The organism is Parapedobacter tibetensis (assembly GCF_024704835.1).
In the GTDB taxonomy this organism is placed as follows: Bacteria; Bacteroidota; Bacteroidia; order Sphingobacteriales; family Sphingobacteriaceae; genus Parapedobacter; species Parapedobacter tibetensis.
In genome coordinates, this window is sequence record NZ_JAMXBE010000002.1 from 503793 (window position 1) to 519707 (window position 15915).

General features: G+C 46.1%; 16 protein-coding genes. 9 read left to right on the plus strand and 7 right to left on the minus strand.

Annotated elements, in window-relative coordinates; all coding sequences use genetic code 11:
* Positions 1-65 precede the first annotated feature (65 nt).
* The 3 genes from NF543_RS04735 to hemW all read left to right on the plus strand — a co-directional run bounded on the left by NF543_RS04735 (position 66) and on the right by hemW (position 2872).
* A complete protein-coding gene (locus NF543_RS04735; protein WP_257666958.1) occupies positions 66-815 on the plus strand; it encodes a carboxypeptidase-like regulatory domain-containing protein in 750 nt (249 codons plus the stop codon).
* Between the two features lie 69 nt (positions 816-884).
* A complete protein-coding gene (locus NF543_RS04740; RefSeq protein WP_257666959.1) occupies positions 885-1571 on the plus strand; it encodes a YiaD family glycine zipper/OmpA-like lipoprotein in 687 nt (228 codons plus the stop codon).
* Between the two features lie 122 nt (positions 1572-1693).
* Positions 1694-2872 (plus strand): radical SAM family heme chaperone HemW, encoded by a 1179-nt coding sequence (gene hemW / locus NF543_RS04745; protein WP_257666960.1) that lies wholly within the window; start codon positions 1694-1696, stop codon positions 2870-2872.
* Here hemW and NF543_RS04750 read toward each other — a convergent pair.
* Positions 2829-4091, minus strand: coding sequence for a 3-deoxy-D-manno-octulosonic acid transferase (locus tag NF543_RS04750; RefSeq protein ID WP_257666961.1), 1263 nt, complete (start codon positions 4089-4091; stop codon positions 2829-2831). The two genes, hemW and NF543_RS04750, sit on opposite strands and share 44 nt — an antisense overlap.
* Positions 4092-4249: 158 nt before the next feature.
* Between NF543_RS04750 and NF543_RS04755 the strand changes: the two genes are divergently transcribed.
* From NF543_RS04755 to rfbB, 4 genes are read left to right on the plus strand one after another with little or no spacing between them, the layout of a single operon-like run.
* A complete protein-coding gene (locus NF543_RS04755) occupies positions 4250-5233 on the plus strand; it encodes a UDP-glucuronic acid decarboxylase family protein (RefSeq protein WP_257666962.1) in 984 nt (327 codons plus the stop codon).
* Complete coding sequence (galE, locus tag NF543_RS04760; protein WP_257666963.1) at positions 5233-6261, plus strand: UDP-glucose 4-epimerase GalE; 1029 nt, start codon at positions 5233-5235, stop codon at positions 6259-6261. The genes NF543_RS04755 and galE overlap by 1 nt, the downstream gene beginning before the upstream one ends.
* 9 nt (positions 6262-6270) lie before the next feature.
* Positions 6271-6852, plus strand: a complete 582-nt coding sequence (locus tag NF543_RS04765; RefSeq protein ID WP_257666964.1) for a hypothetical protein — start codon at positions 6271-6273, stop codon at positions 6850-6852.
* A gap of 5 nt (positions 6853-6857) precedes the next feature.
* Entirely contained in the window at positions 6858-7910 is a 1053-nt protein-coding gene (gene rfbB, locus NF543_RS04770) for a dTDP-glucose 4,6-dehydratase (protein WP_257666965.1), read from the plus strand.
* Between the two features lie 135 nt (positions 7911-8045).
* Here rfbB and NF543_RS04775 read toward each other — a convergent pair whose 3' ends face one another.
* Both NF543_RS04775 and NF543_RS04780 read right to left on the minus strand, forming a co-directional pair.
* Positions 8046-8654, minus strand: a complete 609-nt coding sequence (locus NF543_RS04775) for a hypothetical protein (protein ID WP_257666966.1) — start codon at positions 8652-8654, stop codon at positions 8046-8048.
* A gap of 32 nt (positions 8655-8686) precedes the next feature.
* Entirely contained in the window at positions 8687-9781 is a 1095-nt protein-coding gene (locus tag NF543_RS04780) for a serine hydrolase domain-containing protein (protein ID WP_257666967.1), read from the minus strand.
* 242 nt (positions 9782-10023) lie between these two features.
* Here NF543_RS04780 and NF543_RS04785 point away from each other — a divergent pair, with 242 nt between their 5' ends.
* Positions 10024-10902, plus strand: a complete 879-nt coding sequence (locus NF543_RS04785) for a hypothetical protein (protein ID WP_257666968.1) — start codon at positions 10024-10026, stop codon at positions 10900-10902.
* 58 nt (positions 10903-10960) lie between these two features.
* On the opposite strand, the gene NF543_RS04790 is transcribed toward NF543_RS04785, so the two are convergent.
* From NF543_RS04790 to NF543_RS04805, 4 genes are read right to left on the minus strand one after another with little or no spacing between them, the layout of a single operon-like run.
* Entirely contained in the window at positions 10961-12115 is a 1155-nt protein-coding gene (locus tag NF543_RS04790; protein ID WP_257666969.1) for an aldose epimerase family protein, read from the minus strand.
* Positions 12116-12169: 54 nt separating this feature from the next.
* Complete coding sequence (locus tag NF543_RS04795) at positions 12170-12844, minus strand: response regulator transcription factor (protein WP_257666970.1); 675 nt, start codon at positions 12842-12844, stop codon at positions 12170-12172.
* A complete protein-coding gene (locus NF543_RS04800) occupies positions 12841-13509 on the minus strand; it encodes a sensor histidine kinase (RefSeq protein ID WP_257666971.1) in 669 nt (222 codons plus the stop codon). Before NF543_RS04800 ends, NF543_RS04795 begins: the two co-directional genes overlap by 4 nt.
* Position 13510: 1 nt before the next feature.
* Entirely contained in the window at positions 13511-14407 is an 897-nt protein-coding gene (locus NF543_RS04805; RefSeq protein WP_257666972.1) for a hypothetical protein, read from the minus strand.
* 121 nt (positions 14408-14528) lie between these two features.
* Here NF543_RS04805 and NF543_RS04810 point away from each other — a divergent pair, with 121 nt between their 5' ends.
* On the plus strand, positions 14529-15911 hold the full coding sequence (locus NF543_RS04810; RefSeq protein ID WP_257666973.1) for a DUF4270 family protein: 1383 nt from the start codon (positions 14529-14531) through the stop codon (positions 15909-15911).
* Positions 15912-15915: the final 4 nt, after the last annotated feature.

The following is a 15915-nucleotide window of genomic DNA, read 5'->3' on the forward strand; positions in this document are numbered from 1 at the left end:
TTTTAAAAGAATAGCGGTCTAAAAAAGGTAGATTGCGGCACAACAAATTTCGAAGCCTTTTGAGAATGAATTATATTGTCAGCATACTTTTCGTTTTAGTATCATGCTTGCCTATAGGGCTATTTGCGCAGGAATCTGGAACTATCCGTGGCATTATCGTAGAAGCTGGTACGAGCAAACGACTGAGCAATGTAACCATCATCAATAAAAATACAGGCCGCACAACAGTGTCCAATAACGTAGGTACGTTCGAGCTCCATGCTACAGTGGGCGATAGCATTACGGTCAATACCATGGGTTATGAGCAAGCGGTGACTGAGATAAAAACATTGAGCGACATACTCATTGATATGAAACCGGAAAGTATTGTATTGGAAACGGTCAACGTAGACCGGATGAGTAAAGAAGCTGAACTCAACGATGTTATGCGCGGTTACCGCAAGCAAGGTGTTTATTACGATGGCAAACCGCCAGCATTGGCCTATATCTTCAATCCCATTACATCGCTTTATGAGCTTTTAGGGCGTACTCCACGCAACGCCCGACGGTTCCAGCAATATATGGGAAGGGAGTTAGAGGCCACCGCCGTAGATCGCAAATTCAATCAGCGCCTGATTCATGAACTAACAGGACTTGAGGGCGATGACCTGAAAAATTTCATGAGCTGGTATCGGCCATCTTACGAGAAAATCCAATATTGGGCAGAATATGACCTCACGGCGTATATTCTTCAATCTTATAAGCAATTTGACCGGGACGGCCGCCCCGCTGCACCTAAACTCCCCGCATTGGAGAGTCCGCCACAAGAGAAATGACCGAGATGTATCCACCGCTCAGCAAGTTTTGGCATTGGGTTTGTACAGTTAAAATAAAAACAAAAAGTCATGATAATCAACAGAAAAATAGCCTTACTCGGGCTTTCAGTAGCTACATCAGCCATGCTGCTGGGCAGTTGCAGTACAATCCAATCCATGAGTAACACACAAAAGGGCGCTGCAACTGGTGCCGTGGCGGGTGGAGCTTTGGGTGCTATCATTGGCAAAAAGGCCGGCAATACGGCTGTGGGGGCCTTGGCTGGTGCAGCCTTAGGTGGAGTAGCCGGTGGGTTGATCGGTAAGAAAATGGACAAACAGGCTGCGGAAATTGAACGGACAGTCGCAGGGGCAGAAGTTATCAAAGCCGATGAGGGTATCATCGTTAAATTTGACTCAGGCATCCTCTTCGATTTTGACAAAACAGACGTGAAGGTGGCTGCACAGGATAACATCAGCAACTTGGTTGCCTCCCTCAATAGCAATCCAGATACCGATATCCTGGTCATTGGGCATACAGACAATAAAGGGGCCGACAAGTACAATCAAGGATTATCAGAGCGGAGGGCCAAAGCGGTAAGAGACTATGCGGTATCTCAGGGGTTATCATCACGTCGCATAAAAACGGAAGGAAAGAGTTTCCATGAACCTATTGGCGACAACGATACAGAGAGCGGCCGAGCCCAAAACCGTCGTGTTGAAATCGTGATCGTGGCAAACGACAAAATGAAAGAAGAAGCAATGAACAAAGCCGGATAATCTTAATATATTCCGTAAAGATGTTATGGGAGGCTGTCTGAAAAGAAAGACAGCTTCTTTTTTATTTCCCCCAAGCCGGTAGGCATGTCATTAGCCCGCAGAATATACTGTACCTTTGCACCATGGCTGGTATCTATTTCCATATTCCCTTTTGCAAGCAAGCATGTCATTATTGCGATTTCCACTTCAGCACGTCGCTGAAATACAAGAGCGAGATGTTACATGCCATGCACCAGGAAATCGGCATACAAGCCCATTACCTGGTTGGGCAATCCGTCGAAACCCTCTATTTCGGTGGGGGTACGCCATCCTTGCTTGCAGCAGATGATATCCAGTACCTTATCGATCTGGTGGCCGAACACTTCCATGTCCACCCGAACGCTGAAATTACCATTGAAGCTAATCCCGATGATCTCGATATAACGAAGGTAAATGCACTGAAAAATACCTCCATCAATCGATTCAGCATCGGCATCCAATCGTTTTTCGAGGAGGACCTACGCTGGATGAACCGCGCACATAATGCAGAGGAAGCACAGCATGCCATCCAACGGGTGCAGGATGCGGGATATGGCAACATCACGTCCGACCTAATTTATGGCTACCCTTTGCTTTCCGCCGACAAATGGCAATATAATATCGATAAGCTGCTGGAGCTCGAGATTCCACATATTTCTGCCTATAGCATGACCGTGGAGCCGCATACTGCACTAGCCGCTTTCATTCACATGGGGAAACAACCACCCATGGATGAGGCAGCGAGTGTCACCCAATTCGAATACCTGATGGATATGCTTGCTACAGCCGGATATACCCATTACGAAATATCCAATTTTGCAAAACCGGGGAATTACGCACGACATAACAGTAATTATTGGAAGGGGGTGCCTTATCTCGGTATAGGCCCTTCTGCCCATTCCTTCGATGGCAGCACACGGCAGTGGAATGTCAACAACAATGCGAAATATATCAAGGGGCTGCATATTGGCAAACTATCCTACGAGAAAGAAACCTTAAGTGAGCAAGACAAACTCAACGAATATATCATGACCACATTGAGAACGATATGGGGGTTGGATTTGGACTATGTGAAAGAAAATTTCGGCGAAAAAAATAGCAAGATGCTCTATGCCAGCTTGCAGTCATTTGCAACAAGCGGAGAGGTGTTCTTTGAAAATCAAAAAGTGATGCTCACCAGGAAGGGAAAATTGATGGCCGACCATATTGCTGCGGCATTGTTTGTTGAAAATGAAGCTGTCAATTGTTCATCGTATCACTGGCAACCAAGTGATTTAAGATAAGTCGGGTCGCTCCGGCATTTTCCTGTACATATCGCTCCGCTACCTTTCCGGTAGCTTCCCGTGTTGTGGAAGTTTGTAGACTTTCAAAAACCACCAGCAATTCGCCCTCGTCTCGTACGCTGAAACCGCCCCCATTTGCGATTAGGTCGTTTGCCTCTTGGAATTTATGATAATTAGGCCCGAAAATCACTGGAATACCGTACGTAGCCGCTTCCAAAGTATTGTGGATACCCGTGCCGAAACCACCACCAATGTAAGCAACATGGCCATAAGTGTATAGCAAGGAAAGCATGCCAATGTTGTCAATTATTAGAATTTTAGATTTTAGACGTACGATTTTAGATTTCCTTACCTCTTGCTCCAAGCTCAACACCGAAAATCGAAGGGACTCTGGGAAGAGTTTTTCAATGGATCGGAGGTGGTCCTCATGGATTTCATGTGGGGCGATGATGATTTTCCAGGTTGGATACTTTCGGTGCAGTTGTGCGAGCAGTTCTTCGTCGGCAGGCCAAGTGCTACCGGCTACCAATACGCGGTTTTCCTGTACAAAATCCTCCACTTCGGGGATAAGTTTACATGTTTTGGGCAGCGCTACCACACGGTCGAAACGGGTGTCTCCTGCTAGGCTCGCATTGGTATGGCCAAGGTGGGTCAATAGCGTGAGACTTTCCTCATTTTGGGTGAAAAAATGGGTCACATATCCGAGCGTTTGCCTGAAGAAGCTACCGTACCACTTGAAGAACACTTGATTTGGCCTGAAAATGGCCGAAATGAGGTATAGCGGAATATTATTGGATGCCAATGCCCTAAAGAAAAACGGCCAATATTCGTATTTGGTGAATACAACCAGTTCGGGATTAATTAACCGGACGAACATGGCGGCATTGCCGGGAGTATCTTCAGGCAGGTAGTAGACATGGTCTGCTAATGGCATGTCTTTCCGTATTTCATACCCAGAGGGCGAATAAAACGTAATCACAAAAGTTTTGTTGGGCCGAAGCGCCCTTAGTCCTTCCAACACAGGTCTTCCTTGCTCAAACTCACCCAAGGAGGCAAAATGAAACCATACGCTGCCTTCGCGGCTGTCCACCTCATGGGCGATGCGTTTGAACAACCCTCGCCGGCCGTGCGTCCATTTTTTGGCCTTATCGTAAAAAGGCGACAAAACCCAAATAATCAGCCCATAAATTTTTACTCCAATGAGATAGATTATCCACATCTTGGCTATAATCCCTATATTCGCGTCAAACTTAGATAAATTTACGTTATAAATAGTAAAATAGTAATTTTATCGGTTTCTCCTCCGCCTTAACGAGTTTATTTTTATGGAGGAAATATATCAAAACCGTTTTCTTATTCGGTTATGCTGTGCAAATTATGTCAAGAAAACGCATACTTATCACCGGCGCTGCCGGTTTCTTAGGATCACACCTCTGCGATCGTTTTATTAAGGAGGATTACCATGTTATTGGTATGGATAACCTCATTACGGGCGACTTACGTAATATCGAACACTTATTCAAGCTGGAGAACTTCGAATTTTACAAACACGACGTTTCTACATTTGTGCATGTGCCCGGCACATTGGATTACATCCTACATTTCGCGTCGCCTGCCAGCCCGATAGACTACCTGAAAATCCCCATTCAAACATTGAAGGTAGGATCTTTGGGTACCCACCATTTACTCGGCCTTGCACGGGCAAAGGGAGCCCGTATCCTGGTAGCCTCCACTTCCGAAGTATATGGCGATCCAACCGTCAGTCCACAGCCCGAAGAATATTGGGGTAATGTAAATCCAGTTGGGCCGCGCGGTGTTTACGATGAGGCAAAGCGTTTCCAGGAAGCCATTACCATGGCCTACCATACCTTCCACGGGTTGCAAACTCGGATTGTACGTATCTTTAACACATATGGCCCACGCATGCGTCTCAACGATGGGCGGGTATTGCCAGCATTCATCGGACAGGCCCTCCGCAGCGAAGACCTCACCGTCTTTGGCGATGGGTCACAAACCCGTTCGTTCTGCTATGTAGATGATCAGGTGGAAGGCATATACCGATTGCTCCATAGCGACTATCCTTATCCCGTGAACATCGGCAATCCTGATGAAATTACGATCAAACAATTCGGCGATGAAATCATCAAACTTACCGGAACGAAGCAAAAGCTCGTATACAAGGAGCTGCCCGTAGATGACCCTAAGCAGCGCCGACCGGATATTACCAAAGCGAAAGAAATATTGGGGTGGGAACCTAAGGTGGGTAGGAAAGAAGGATTGAAAATCACGTATGCATATTTTCAATCTTTGCCAGACCAGGAAATAAAACACAAGGATTTCACGTATTATAATAAAAAATAATGAGCAAAATCTTAGTAACAGGGGGTACAGGATATATCGGATCGCATACCGTCGTCGAATTGCAAAATGCCGGCTATACGCCTATAGTGATAGATAACCTCGTTAATTCCAACGTAGGGGTATTGGATCAAGTGGAAAAAATAACAGGTGTGAGGCCTGCCTTCCACCAATTCGACCTGTGTGATGAGGAAAAAGTACATCAATTTGTGGCAGACCACCCCGATGTCAGGGGCATCATCCACTTCGCCGCGTATAAAGCCGTGGGCGAATCAGTGCAGCAGCCGCTGAAATATTACCACAATAATTTTTTCTCGTTAGTTAACCTGCTCAATGCGTACGCTGGAAAGCCAGTGAATTTTGTGTTTTCATCAAGCTGTACGGTGTATGGCCAGCCAGATGAATTGCCTGTCACGGAAGCAGCCCCGGTGAAAAAGGCAGAATCGCCTTATGGCAACACCAAACAGGTATCAGAGGAAATACTATCGGAAACTGCTGCAGCTTTCAGCAATTACAACATCATCTCGCTCCGGTACTTCAATCCGGTGGGTGCTCATGAAAGCGCTTTGATTGGGGAGCTGCCGCTAGGTGTACCCCAAAACCTTGTGCCCTTCATTACGCAGAGCGCTGTTGGCAAACGTGGGCCGATTACGGTATTCGGTAATAACTATAACACGCCGGATGGCTCGGCCATCCGCGATTACATCCATGTAGTGGATTTGGCCAAGGCACATGTGGCTGCCATCAGGTTACTGGAAAAGGGTAATCCCAACGGCAACTATGATGTCTTTAATGTAGGTACTGGCCAAGGGAATTCCGTATTGGAAGTCATCAACGCTTTTGAAGACTCTACGGGGGTGAAGCTTAACTATCAAATCGGGCCCCGTCGTGCAGGCGATGTGGAACAGGTTTGGGGTGATGTGTCTAAGTCGACCAATGAACTTGGGTGGAAAGCTGAATTGGACATCAGCGAAATGATGCGCTCGGCATGGAAATGGGAACAATATTTGAAAGAACACCCGTTGAGGTAGGTTCAGGTGATGTCACTTAACCAACATCCGGAACTCAAAAAAGCGATACTCAACCTTCCCCAACAGGAAAAAGACAAGTTGTTAATCCGCTTGGCAAGTAAAGACCAGATGCTGATTAAACAACTTCATTTCCAGTTGCTGGAAGATGAAACGGATTTGGCCGAACGGATTGAAGCTGTACTGAAGCAATTGCAGCACCTTTTTAATCGGATCAGTGGCTACATTGCGAACACCAACCAATACCACAATTCGCACCATCTGATGAGCGAATTAAAATATGGAAGTGGAATCATCAATGAGCATTTCACCGTTACGAAAGACAAAATGAGCGAGATGCAGTTCCGCTTGTTTTTAGTATCGCAGAGTTTTACACATTTCGATAAACTGTTTGGCTCCCATCCTTATGGGCATAATGATAGATTATTGAATTACCAAGTAGGGAGAATAAAATACATCCTTGGAAAGTATGAGAAGCTGCATGAAGATTTGCAGTTTGAGTTCCGGGATGAACTTAATGAAGCATTGGCCTTCGCACATCGATCGGGTATGAAACCCTACATGGATACGTTGAAGTTGCCAAAGGAAGTATAAAGACCATGAAGAAGATTATCATTACCGGTGGTGCCGGATTCATCGGATCGCACGTGGTGCGTAGGTTTGTCAACATCTATCCAGGTTACCACATCGTCAATCTGGATAAACTTACCTATGCAGGTAATTTAGCCAACCTCAAAGATATTGAAGATAAGCCAAATTATCATTTTATCAAGGGCGATATCACTGATGCTGATTTCATAGACAGGTTGTTTGCCACTGAACAACCAGATGCCATCATCCATTTGGCTGCGGAATCGCATGTAGACCGCTCCATCAGCGATCCCATTGAGTTTGTGCTCACCAATGTGGTAGGTACCGTCAATCTGTTGAATGCGGCCCGTAAATATTGGGACGGCGCATACGATCAGCGTCGGTTTTATCATGTATCTACGGACGAAGTGTATGGTGCTTTGGGCGAAAGCGGGATGTTCACCGAGCAGACCAAGTACGACCCACATTCTCCGTATTCAGCTTCCAAGGCTTCGTCCGACCATTTCGTGCGGGCTTACCACGATACTTACGGGCTGGATGTGGTGATTTCCAATTGCTCCAACAACTACGGCTCGCATCATTTTCCCGAAAAACTCATCCCGTTGGCAATCAATAATATCAAAAACAACAAAGCGGTACCTGTATATGGAAAGGGCGAAAACGTGCGCGACTGGCTATGGGTAGAGGACCATGCCCGTGCCATTGATGTGATATTCCATGAGGCGGCCCCTGGGGAGACTTATAACATCGGTGGACATAACGAGTGGAAAAACATAGACCTCATCCGGCTGCTATGCAGCATCATGGATCGCAAGCTGGGCCGCGCTGACGGTGAATCGGCTAAGCTCATCACCTTTGTGAAAGACCGCGCTGGACACGATCTCCGCTATGCTATCGACGCCACCAAGCTGAAGCGTGACCTTGGCTGGGAACCCAGCCTACAGTTCGAGGAAGGGCTGGAAAAAACGGTAGATTGGTACCTTAGCAATGAGGAATGGTTAGCGGATGTCACCTCAGGGCATTACCAGCAGTATTACAAAGCGCAATATACAAGCCGTTAAAAGCTCAATTAAAGCACGTCGGAAGTTCGTCTAAAGCGCAGGGTAAGTACGGGCTAGGGTACTTTACCCGTACTCTACCACTACTTATCCCGTACTTTATGCCTACCTGTTTCCTATGCACATCCTATACTATCCCTACTTCACCAAAAAATCAGCCTTCACCTCCTTATCAATGCTGATATAGCCCGGATATTCGATTTGTTTGTTGCCCAACGCAATCGTAGGCTTGATTTTGAATGTGAGGTTAATTTTTTCTTCTGTTGTCCCGTTCCGTGCACTTTGCATAAAATCGAGCAGTTTATTAAGTGTCTGCCGGTCAGAAAGGAATTTATATACATTGGCCCGCAATTTTACCGGCACGGTAACGGTTTCTCCGGGAGGCACCTCAATAGGCAGGTCAGAGATACCATCCAGCACTTCATTTCCCTCCACCTCTATTTTGTAAACGAATTGCCTGATACCCGCCAAATTGCCTGTAGGGTTGGTGATCCGAACATTTAGCAAGCCGGAAAGCGGGATGTCTCGGTTCAGGAAACCGATAGCCACACCAGGTAAGCGGCTAAGATCTACCCGGCCGCTGGCAATAAGTTTATTGACATCCGTACCCGCCAGAAACACACTATCGGCATTTACAAATTCATACCGGCACTTCTCAAGCGCCCTCAATTCCTTGGCCTGCTTATCCAAGCTACAAGCGGCAAGTGTAACGGCCATCAAGGTAAATAGGGTGATTCTGTTTAACATGGAATACTTATAGCAACATTGGAGCCAAAATTTTAGCAGTCCAAAATCAAAGCAATTATTGCCGCGGCGATTTGCTCCGCAAGGGTAAGCATATCTTCTTCGTCGGGTTCATTGCGGTTAGTCAATAGTATAATACTGAATTGCCGAGAAGGAATCCTGTAAAAAATATTCCGGAAACTGGTACTGCTGCCTGTGTGGTAGACCACCTGCTCACCCTTATCGTTTTGTTTGAGATGCCAACCGTAGCCATATTTCACGGCTTCACCATTAACCAATTGGTTGTAGGCAAAAGCTTCTTCAATCAAATGAGTTGGCAAAAAGCGATCGGTATACAATGCTTGGTCCCATTTGAATAAATCCATCACGTTGCTATAAATACCCCCATCGCCAAGTACCGCACTGGTGGAGCTTTGGTCTTTACGTTCCCAATGGTCGTCGTTTTGGGAATACCCGTATGCCCTCTTCGCCACGGTTGTTTTGCCTTCCTCATGGGCAAGCGTATTCACCATGGCCAACGGGTTGAATATGTGCTCTTGAAGATAAGATGCAAAAGGTTGGCCCCCATACTTTTCTACCATGAGGGCAAGTAAGGCATAAGCCGAGTTGCTATACCGAAATTGTGTGCCGGGCGTAAAATACCCTCGATCTTGTTCCATCAGTATATCCAGCACACCTTTATCTTTTAATTGAGGATTAAGCGCTGTATCCGCTACATGGTCTTCATAATCCGGTATGCCGGACGTATGGGTGAGTAGGTGCCTTACCGTGACGGAATTTCCATAGGTAGGAAATCCAGGGAAGACCTGTGGCAACGTAGTATTCAATGCTAGCTTCCCTTCATCGATGAGTTGTAGGATGCAGGTCGCAGTAAACTGCTTGCTTAGGGATGCCAATCTGAAGTTGGTGGTTGCTGTCACCCGTTCTCCATGTTCGCAGTTGGCGTATCCATAACTCCGTTGCAACAGTATAGTGCCCTCTTTGATAATGAGCAAGGAAGCTCCCGGATGGTCTCCTTGGTATGCTGAGAGGATATCATCTATTGCCAGTGTATGCTGCGCCATGGGTGCATGCAGTAAGGTAAACTGTAAAATGATAATTGCAAAAGTGATTTTATGCATAACCATCATAACCTTATAGATTGGTAAAAATAGGGATTATTATCAAGACATAGCTCAATGAAAAGACATCCATTGACAGTGGGGAGGTAAAGTGCTCCGAACGTTCTATAAAACCCCTGTTTTCAGGGATTTATCAGTATGCTGGCTTAGTGTATTTTTGGCAACCAGAATGCTAAGTCATAAATACTACTGCGGGGTATTTGGCTTGATGCTTTTTTTTTTTGAGTAAACAACTTTAATTTACATAACGTATGAACTTTTACTATCAACCCTCAGGCCGCATTTCCCCATTGTGCTTTTTATTTTTGCTCGTTTCGGGTTTGCTGTTGATGCCACTGCTGGCATTGGCCTACACGTATACCATTTGGTATATTCCCATCATCTATTTCAATGTATTGCTCACCGGCTTATTTGGTGTGGGCATAGGCTGGATTGCCAACCGTTTCGTCATTGGAAAAGGCAAAGTCAGAAATATGATGCTTGGCATCCTGTTTACCTTCTTACTGGCACTCGTGGCCCAGTATTTTCATTGGGCGATTTGGGCGAGTCTGGTGATGAATGCTGGGGAAGTGTATGGAAATGAGCGGATGGGGGTGGTAGCCAGCAATATGGTTATTGACCAGGTTATTTTCCTCCTTGTCCATCCTGTCATATTGTTTGATCTGGTGAAGGAGATGAATGGATATGGAACATGGGGGATTAAGGGCAATACCATAAGTGGCGTGTTTCTCACCTGTATTTGGATTACTGAGGCATTGATTATTACGGTTATTCCACTATTTATGGCCTGGGCAAGGGTACGGAAACCTTTCAGTGAACAGGGCGAAGTATGGTTTATGGAAAAGGAACTGAATCCACATGAATTCATTGAAAATGGAGAACATGTAAAGATCTCTTTGGAAAAAGGAGATTACAGTGTTATCGAGAATCTTGAAATCTACAAGAACGAAAAGGATGAACATGCGGTATTGACGTTGTTCTATTCCGACCATGAGGAGTATTTCCTCACCATCAACAATAAACTACCCAAGTATGATAAGAATGGCAAAATAACGTTCAAGGACAACCTTCTTATCGAATACATTACCCTCAATAAGGAAACAGGGAGATTGCTGAACAAGATGGCGTAAGTTTCATCTTGTTATTTATACGAGATTTGTTGGCCCGCTGGATTTTTATGCAGCGGGTTTACTCTTCATCTACCATAAACCGGTAAATGCAAGTACTTCGATAGGTTTCTCCGGGATTCAGCACGGTGGAAGGCCATTCCGGTTTATTCGGTGCATCCGGATAATGTTGGGTTTCCAGGCATACGGCCGTTTGCTTTTGGAATGGGTATCCGCCTTTACCGCGTTGCGACCCATCCAGCATATTGCCTGTGTACACTTGGATGCCGGGTTCATTCGTGTATACTTCCAAGACGATGCCGCTTGCTGGGGAGTGCAGGTAAGCGGCCAGTATCTCGGGATTGCCATTCGTATTCAGCACCCAGTTATGGTCATAACCGTTAGCAATGGCCAGTTGGGTATGGGCGGTATCACGGGCCATGCCTGCGCGGATGCTCATGGGCACGTTGAAATCAAATGGCGTGCCCGCCACTGGCACGATTTCACCCGTTGGGATTAGTATGGTGTCCAAGGGAGTATAATGATTGGCATTGACATGGAGGATGTCATCCAGTATGGTGTTTTCCGGGTTGCCCGATAGGTTGAAAAAACTGTGATTCGTCATGTTGATGACGGTCTTTTTATCGGTCTGCGCAGCATAATCAATGGCTAGCTCGTTATCTGCCGTTAAGGTATACTTCACTTCCACCGTCACATTGCCAGGGAAACCCCCTTCTCCGTCGGGGGAGTAGTAAGAAAGCACTAATGTGCTATCATTGGGCTGCTCAGCATCAAACACTTGCTGCCGCCAGCCATCACGACCTCCATGGATGGTATGTACACCGCTATTGACGTCCAATTGAAGGGTATCGCCATCCAATACAAACCGCCCGTAGGCAATACGATTGGTCACCCGCCCCATGGTAGCTCCGAAAGAAGAAGGCTGGTCAAGGTAGTCGGTAATGTTGTCAAATCCCAATACCACGTCTAAAAGTTGCTTGGATTTGTCGGGCACCATGAGTGATACCAGTCGCCCGCCATAGTTAGTGATGCAGGCCTCCATTCCACGGGTATTACGGATGACAAACAAATCAATAGCGTCTCCACCTACCTCCGTTTGGAAGTCGGCCCGTTGCAGGCCAGATAGGGTAGTTTCATTCTCTTTTTGCGGGCCGCAGGCGGCGATGACCCCCAACATTAGCATGGGAAGTATCGTTTGCTGTCCTTTACTCATCATTTGCATAGCTATGCGTTGTTTGCGGATATCTCCCAAACATACATAAAAAATTCATTAGGAAATGATCATTTTATACCCTACGCCCCGTACATTCATAATCTTGATACCGGGGTCGTCTTTGAGGTATTTGCGTAGTCTGCTGATGAACACATCCAGGCTGCGTCCGGTAAAAAAGCGGTCGTTGTTCCAAAATTCGAAAAGGATTTCCTGTCTGGGGATGACGTTGTTGCGGTGTTCATATAACCGTTTCAGTAATTCGCCTTCGCGGTACGACAACTGGATGGTTTTGCTGTCTATGCTCAGCGTGTGCTTTACATTGTCGAGTATGTATTTGCCAATGGCCAATTGCTCATTGGGATTGTATTTATTGCTCATTCTTAACAGTGATTCCATTCGAGCAATGAGTTCGTCTATGTTGAAAGGCTTTTTCAAATAGTCGTTTCCACCCAATTGAAATCCTTTCAAGATGTCTTTAGTGGCCGTTCGGGCAGTAAGAAATATCATGGGCACCGTGCTATCGCATTCCCGGATTTTGGAGGCCAATGTAAAACCATCCATCTCCGGCATCATCACATCCAATATAATAATGTCCGGTTTGGATAAGAGGAAGGAGTTCCATGCGGCTGTACCATTGGCACAATGCCTAATCCTAAACGGGTGGGTTTCTAGGCTTTTGGTGACGATTGTGGCTAATTTGGCTTCATCTTCAACAAAAAGTACATCAATCATAGGGTTGCGGTTTTTGGAATGGAAAGGGTAAAGCTACTGCCTTCATTGGGGACACTTTTTAACTGGATGTGGCCACCGTGTTGGAGAACAACCTGCTTGACATAGGATAGACCAAGGCCAAAGCCTTTCACATTATGGAGATTACCCTGCGGCACCCTGAAAAAAGGTTCGAACACCTGGTGTTGATAAGCATATGGTATACCCATACCATTATCGGTTATCCGTAGCACAACAAATTGGTTTTTTCTATCAACTCCGGTGAAGATGGATATTTGTGTAGCTCCGTATTTCACGGCATTTTCCAGCAGATTGGTAATAACATTTTTGATATGCTCCGGGTCGCCATACACCATTTCTACGGTATTGGTAGGATTGAAGACGAAATCCAGCTGTTTGTCACTATCCTGGATTTGGACACTTGAAATGCACTTCTTGATGAGGGTTATGATATCGTAGTATTGATATTGGAGTTTATATGTGGTATGGTGCTCGTCCTCCGCTACGTGTAGCACATTGTCAATCATGACCGATAAGTGGTCCAGTTCTTCTTTTGAAATAGAGAGATAAAGGTCACGATGTTCCTTATCTCCCATCTCCACATAATTTTGCAAGGCTTGCACAGCGGCAGAAACTGTGGCGACCGGCGTTCGGAGTTCGTGCGTCATGTTATTTACAAAAGCCTTTCTTAAGTATAGCCAATTTGTTTTGCTTGAATATGGTGTGGAATAAGTAGACAAAGCAACCGATAATGATGGCTATCAAGGCAACTGAAATCATCAATTGCCAACTCAAGTTGTAAAGCAAGTATTGCCAAGGGCGGTTGAACCTTACGGTGATAAACTTACCCTTTTCGGGATCAATGAGGATAGGCCGGATGGAAAGGCCATTTTCGGCAATGCTATCCAAAAGTAATGGCCTGATATGCATCGTGGTCAAACTGGTGTCGGAAGGTAACATGTCACTTCGATCAGCATCTATCACCTTCAGGGTAAAGTCCGTACGGACGCCATTGTCCTCCAATCCATGCTTAAATGTTTTTTCGATGTCGAGCAACGCACTACTGTCTAATGGTGTCTGCCCGAAGAGAAAATTGGGCAGCAATTGCTGGAGTTTGGCATCGGGTTCGAGCGTCATGGCTACCCTAAATCGAGGTTCTGCAGAAGAAGATCTTGCCGCGATGATACCCCTCCGGCGTTCCATGAAAATATGCCGCTCTTGTAGCAGTAAACTATCCAATACCATGGCCAATGAATCCGAGTTGATGTCTGGGTAAACCTCCATGATTTTGGCTGCCAGCTTTTTGGAGTGGGAGGGGAGCCCCTTTGCACCGGTAAATAATTTTCGAGACTTCTCCCGTGGGGCTGGTTGCGGAAATAGTGTGCCTGCGCCCTCTTTCTTTTGGATGGTCTCCTGTATGGCATCGAATAGCGTACGCTCCACTGTGGCCAAAAACAACTCCATCCGCTGGTTGTAACTGCCATATAACCAAGAACCAAGTATGACCATGATGCCAATACCGGCGACAACGATGAGAATCAGTATGAGTTTGAGGTTATGCTGCATATTCAAGCCAAATGTAAACCAGAAGAAACATGATAAGACATGGATTAACCATATTTAACAAATTGTAACATTCATTAACACTCTATATCGGCAGTTTTGTGACGGTTTTAATTCATAGATGATGGACAGCTACAACGCCGTTAGGTTTAATGTCATTAGGTTTTTTATACTACCTATAGGGTTCATGTCGATGCTCATGGCCTGCAAGCAAGGTGAAGGCATCAGTCTGGGCAATGATGATAGCGGAATGGGTGTGGAAATCATGGATACACTATCCGTTGATGCAAGCACGTTTTTACTGGATCCGTTACCCACTGCAGGCACAGGCACCATGTTGGTGGGTAATCTAGCTGACAGCGAGTTGGGCGCACTTTCCGTATCCTCCTATTTCAGACTGGGTATAAGTGCGCTCACCTTATCGTCCTTGCCTGATGATGCGGTCTACGATTCGTTGTCACTCAGGCTGCACTATAGCGGCTATTATTATGGCGATACCACCACCCAACAAAAGCTAGGGCTTTATCGCTTGGCTGAAGATTTGGAGCTTACAGAGATTCCGATAGCACTGGAGGATGATGAAATGCCGATATTTGTGCAAGGGGCGACCTTATGGAGCGACCGGCAGTTTGCACATGATCGCACCCCGCTGGGCGAAGTGTCTTTCAGACCAAGGCCTACCTCCACCGATGATACGGTGAAAATCAGGGTGGACGATGCATTGGGAAATGCGTTGTTCACCATGGCCAAGAACAACGATGTCCGTCTTACGAATGCCGAGGATTTTGTTAATTTTCTAAAAGGCTTTATGCTGGTATCTCAGGGTAGTGGGGGATGCATCACAGGCTTCCGTGATTCTGTTTTGCTTAACCTGCACTATTCCTATGAGCGGCAGACGGATGGTTTGCGTGTGGAAGACACCTTGAAATTTGCCTTGAACGAACGGGCTTATCAGTACAATCAGGTAGAGACAGACCGAACGGGGTCGTCATTGGAATCGCTCAGTTATGAAAACAATGAAATCCCTGCTGGGGCAACGGGCCAGAAAACCTATGTGCTAGGCACCTCGGGATTGGTGGCTCGCCTAAGATTTCCCCATGCCAGGGCGTTTATGAACCATGCAAATATCGCGGTAAGTAAAGCCCAGATGGTTATTGAAACGGTACAAAGTACCTACCAGCTGCACCCCCCGCCATCCGCATTGAATATCATGGTAGCTAATAAATATGGCACCCCCACAGCCTATTTTCCTGCCAGTTATGGGTCAGGGACCCAAATGGCTTCTTTCCAGCCCGCCAGCTTGTCTGGGGGGGCGGGCAAGGGAAAGTACGTGTTTGACCTGACCCAATACGTAAGCGATATGAGGAATGATACGGCGAGCGAGGAGGAAAGCCTATTGCTCACCATTCCGGTAAGCACCTTGATGAACACGGTGGATCGCCTTGTGATTGCTTCCGATGGGGATAGACCCGCAATTAAATTACACATTTTATATACAAAATTCTAAAACG

What these genes read in the sequence shown, in the direction of transcription:
- NF543_RS04735 (WP_257666958.1), top strand. Translation starts at nt 66, where the DNA reads ATGAATTATATTGTCAGCATACTTTTCGTTTTAGTATCATGCTTGCCT.
- NF543_RS04740 (WP_257666959.1), top strand. Translation starts at nt 885, where the DNA reads ATGATAATCAACAGAAAAATAGCCTTACTCGGGCTTTCAGTAGCTACA.
- hemW (WP_257666960.1), top strand. Translation starts at nt 1,694, where the DNA reads ATGGCTGGTATCTATTTCCATATTCCCTTTTGCAAGCAAGCATGTCAT.
- NF543_RS04750 (WP_257666961.1), bottom strand. Translation starts at nt 4,091, where the DNA reads ATGTGGATAATCTATCTCATTGGAGTAAAAATTTATGGGCTGATTATT.
- NF543_RS04755 (WP_257666962.1), top strand. Translation starts at nt 4,250, where the DNA reads ATGTCAAGAAAACGCATACTTATCACCGGCGCTGCCGGTTTCTTAGGA.
- galE (WP_257666963.1), top strand. Translation starts at nt 5,233, where the DNA reads ATGAGCAAAATCTTAGTAACAGGGGGTACAGGATATATCGGATCGCAT.
- NF543_RS04765 (WP_257666964.1), top strand. Translation starts at nt 6,271, where the DNA reads ATGTCACTTAACCAACATCCGGAACTCAAAAAAGCGATACTCAACCTT.
- rfbB (WP_257666965.1), top strand. Translation starts at nt 6,858, where the DNA reads ATGAAGAAGATTATCATTACCGGTGGTGCCGGATTCATCGGATCGCAC.
- NF543_RS04775 (WP_257666966.1), bottom strand. Translation starts at nt 8,654, where the DNA reads ATGTTAAACAGAATCACCCTATTTACCTTGATGGCCGTTACACTTGCC.
- NF543_RS04780 (WP_257666967.1), bottom strand. Translation starts at nt 9,781, where the DNA reads ATGATGGTTATGCATAAAATCACTTTTGCAATTATCATTTTACAGTTT.
- NF543_RS04785 (WP_257666968.1), top strand. Translation starts at nt 10,024, where the DNA reads ATGAACTTTTACTATCAACCCTCAGGCCGCATTTCCCCATTGTGCTTT.
- NF543_RS04790 (WP_257666969.1), bottom strand. Translation starts at nt 12,115, where the DNA reads ATGATGAGTAAAGGACAGCAAACGATACTTCCCATGCTAATGTTGGGG.
- NF543_RS04795 (WP_257666970.1), bottom strand. Translation starts at nt 12,844, where the DNA reads ATGATTGATGTACTTTTTGTTGAAGATGAAGCCAAATTAGCCACAATC.
- NF543_RS04800 (WP_257666971.1), bottom strand. Translation starts at nt 13,509, where the DNA reads ATGACGCACGAACTCCGAACGCCGGTCGCCACAGTTTCTGCCGCTGTG.
- NF543_RS04805 (WP_257666972.1), bottom strand. Translation starts at nt 14,407, where the DNA reads ATGCAGCATAACCTCAAACTCATACTGATTCTCATCGTTGTCGCCGGT.
- NF543_RS04810 (WP_257666973.1), top strand. Translation starts at nt 14,529, where the DNA reads ATGGACAGCTACAACGCCGTTAGGTTTAATGTCATTAGGTTTTTTATA.